Origin of the sequence: Thermogemmatispora sp., assembly GCF_019683755.1 — a bacterium.
Lineage (GTDB): Bacteria > Chloroflexota > Ktedonobacteria > Ktedonobacterales > Ktedonobacteraceae > Thermogemmatispora.
This window is the reverse complement of record NZ_JADGHT010000470.1, coordinates 1-2868: the sequence shown is the minus strand read 5'-3', so window position 1 is coordinate 2868 and position 2868 is coordinate 1. Positions and strand designations below refer to the sequence as shown.

The window sequence follows — 2868 nt, the reverse complement described above, 5'->3', positions numbered from 1 at the left end:
ACCGATGACAACTGCTGAGATCTTCGATGCAATGGTTCAGAATGTCAACCCGTCAGCCGCGAGTGGGCTGAACAAGACATTCCAGTGGAACATCACCGGTGATGATCCTGGCGTCTATGCCATCAAAGTGGAGAATGGTCAGGCCGAACTGATCAAAGGCGGCGTGGAGAAGCCCGATATCACCCTCACGGTCAGTGATAAAGACTGGGCCTCCATTGTCGAAGGCAAGCTTGATCCTACTACGGCCTTCATGACCGGTAAGATCAAGATCAGCGGCGATATGATGCTGGCGATGCGCCTGCAGAATCTCTTTAATCGGCCTCGCTAAGCGCAGGCTTCGAGTCCTATTTCCGGCTGAGCCTGAGCGAAGCCGCTTTCGCAGCTGTCACAGCTGCGCACAGCCAAAAAACAGAGCAACGCAACGAGCAGAGGCGCTCACGCGGCGTCTCCCGGCTGAGACACCTTGGTCCCATGAGAGACTTCTCATGGACCCGAGGTGTTCTTCACTTTATTCGCTCCTGCGCTGCCTGCCATCGGCTCCCACCCGCGCCTCGCTTCCTCGCCTGCCCCTTCGGTGGTGCTCCCGAGGCGGCTTTCCTCCCTTATGCCTTGCTAACCCTCCCCAGGTATGGTATACTCACCATGAACAATTGTATCTTGTCTGCTGCTTGCTTGCGCCGACTCCTGGCGTACTGCAACAGGATGAAGACAAGCGAGACAACCAGCATCCCAGGTGGAGAAAGGCGTCCAAGATGGCCCTACGGAGTGATGAACTGCACTATAATCTGCAGCATCTGAATGGCATGTTGACTACCCACGAGGCCGCCAAGCAGCTCGATCTGAGTTACTGGCACTTTATGCATCTCGTAGAGGCCGGACGCATCCCCGGCGTACGAGTCGTCGATCGCTGGCTCTTCTCTCCGGCGGACCTCGATGAGTATAAGCGCCGGCGCTACGGTGAACTGGTCGATCTGGCCCGTACCGCCCTCTCTCACCCCGACGTTGACCTGACCGAGAAACAAGCCACCATCTGTCGCTATCTGGCCAACAGTGAACGCCCCTCCGCTATTGCCCGCAAGCTTCAGCAGTCACGTCAGGCCGTCTACTCCCAGATCACCCTGATCCGCGAGAAGGTGGCCCGCATCCTCGACCAACGCAGCGATGCCCACGCCGACAGCGAGCAGCCCGCTTCCCGTCGCAAGGGTCGTCGCCGGCAGAGCAGCAAAGGGCCGATTCCTTTACCCACTTCGGCCCCTGAGTCGGAGGCTTCCGCTCGCTCTCCCAGCGCCGAGACCCCTGAGAGTGGTGCGACCCCTTCATGAAGCTCCCCGTATCTACAGCCCCTTCTCCTCTTCTCTCCTGGCCCTTCGCTATCCAGCCTGTTCCTTCGCTCGCCATCCCTCCGCTCTGCGCGCCTGCGCGCCCCGCTGCGTCGCGCGTTAAGTTAAGCGGCCTTCGCCTCGCCTAGCAGTGCGGGCCGGATCGCCGGGCCAAGAGCCGGTACGCGCTCAGCCAGGGCGCGCAACAAACCGAAGCAGCCGGCAAGCATCATGTCGCCGTGCGGCACAGCCTCGTAGTGTGGCAGGCTCGAGCCACGCAGCAGCTCGCGGCGGGGACCGGTGACCGCCAGAAAGGGTGGCTCCGAGGTAGCAGCCGACGACGCGCGCGCCCGCTCGGGTTCCAACACCAGCGCGCCATGTCCGCTATCGTAAAAGACCTCATCGTTAGTCAACGTGCCGGCGGCCAGCTTCCGCAGCAGCTCCTCCAGTCTTGCCCGACTGATCTCGCCGGTGTGGTGCTCAAAGAGGCCCACAATGCGCCCCTCTACCAGGTGGAAGGCCAGCGTATGGAAATTGCCGATATTGCAAAGCAGGCTGTGTCTCTGCCGGCGCACGCGCGGGTCCTCCAGGGCTCCCAGCGCAGCCGCGGCCCCTGTATCCATCAAGAGCACCGGCAGCTCTGGCGCCGAACCACTGTATTCCACATAGCGGGCGACACTGCTTTTAATAGCCTGCAGGCGAGTCAGCGCTGGTGGAATCTCCTCCGCCAGGTAAGCGAAAGTCGCTGGCGTGGGGGAGTGGCGGATCATGCGCTCCAGAAACTCGAAGCGGAAGCGTCGATCGCTATAGCCCGGCGGCGCGGCCCCATGATCAAAAGCGGCGATGGCCAGCGCATCCACCCGCGGATCAAGGTCGAAAGTGCGCAGCGTCTGGACGATCGCCCGCGCGTCCAGATCCTGCAGCTCGATATGGACCACATCCGGGCGCCGGGCCTGTCGGGCGGCCTCCTCCTCACTAATAATCTCAAAACCCATCTGGGCCACGGCGGTCAGGTCATCGTCGAAAGTGCGCGCCGCCTCGGGCGTCACTGCCACTGGATAGCCGGCCAGCGCATGATCGCGCGCTGCCCAGTGCGATGGGCCGCCGCCCATTGTCACCCCGGTCAGCAGCAGAGGCCGGCCCGCCGCCGTCGCCCGGCGAATGCGCTCGGCCACAATCACCGTCGGCGAAGGCATCACCAGCTTGACATTGTTCTCCATCGTCCTGCCGCTTTCGAAGAGCAGGATATCCTGTGTGCCCGTGCCGATATCGATCGCCAGCACGCGCACCGGTGCTGCAGTTGCCATACGAAACCTGAGCCCCCTTTCTGCCCTCTTCCTTACAAGGCTGGAATGGACCAGAGCAACCTTCTTCCGTTCCGTCCGTCCGTCCGTCCGTGACCCCTGATCAGCGTCACGGGGGCGGCAGACTCTGCTCTTGACGCCTCCCGTCCATGCCTCAGTTCAGTATAGCATGTCGGCGTTGGTCCTGGGGGCGTCCTGCTGCTGGCGTCCTTGCCGGACCAGCTAGAAACTGATCAGCGTGAAGC

The 2868-nt window shown here is 62.1% G+C and carries 3 protein-coding genes; 2 read left to right on the top strand and 1 reads right to left on the bottom strand.

The genetic code is table 11. The features are described 5' to 3' along the window. Window positions 1–328: SCP2 sterol-binding domain-containing protein (locus IRZ24_RS18895; protein ID WP_297157595.1), on the top strand; the 328-nt coding region annotated here is incomplete at its 5' end. Window positions 329–752: 424 nt separating this feature from the next. Continuing rightward, window positions 753–1322, top strand: a complete 570-nt coding sequence (locus IRZ24_RS18890) for a helix-turn-helix domain-containing protein (RefSeq protein WP_170293155.1) — start codon at window positions 753–755, stop codon at window positions 1320–1322. Between the two features lie 122 nt (window positions 1323–1444). On the opposite strand, the gene IRZ24_RS18885 is transcribed toward IRZ24_RS18890, so the two are convergent. Beyond that, window positions 1445–2626 carry a DUF1786 family protein gene (locus IRZ24_RS18885; protein ID WP_297167847.1) on the bottom strand — a complete coding sequence of 394 codons (1182 nt, stop codon included), beginning with the start codon at window positions 2624–2626 and terminating at the stop codon, window positions 1445–1447. Window positions 2627–2868: the final 242 nt, after the last annotated feature.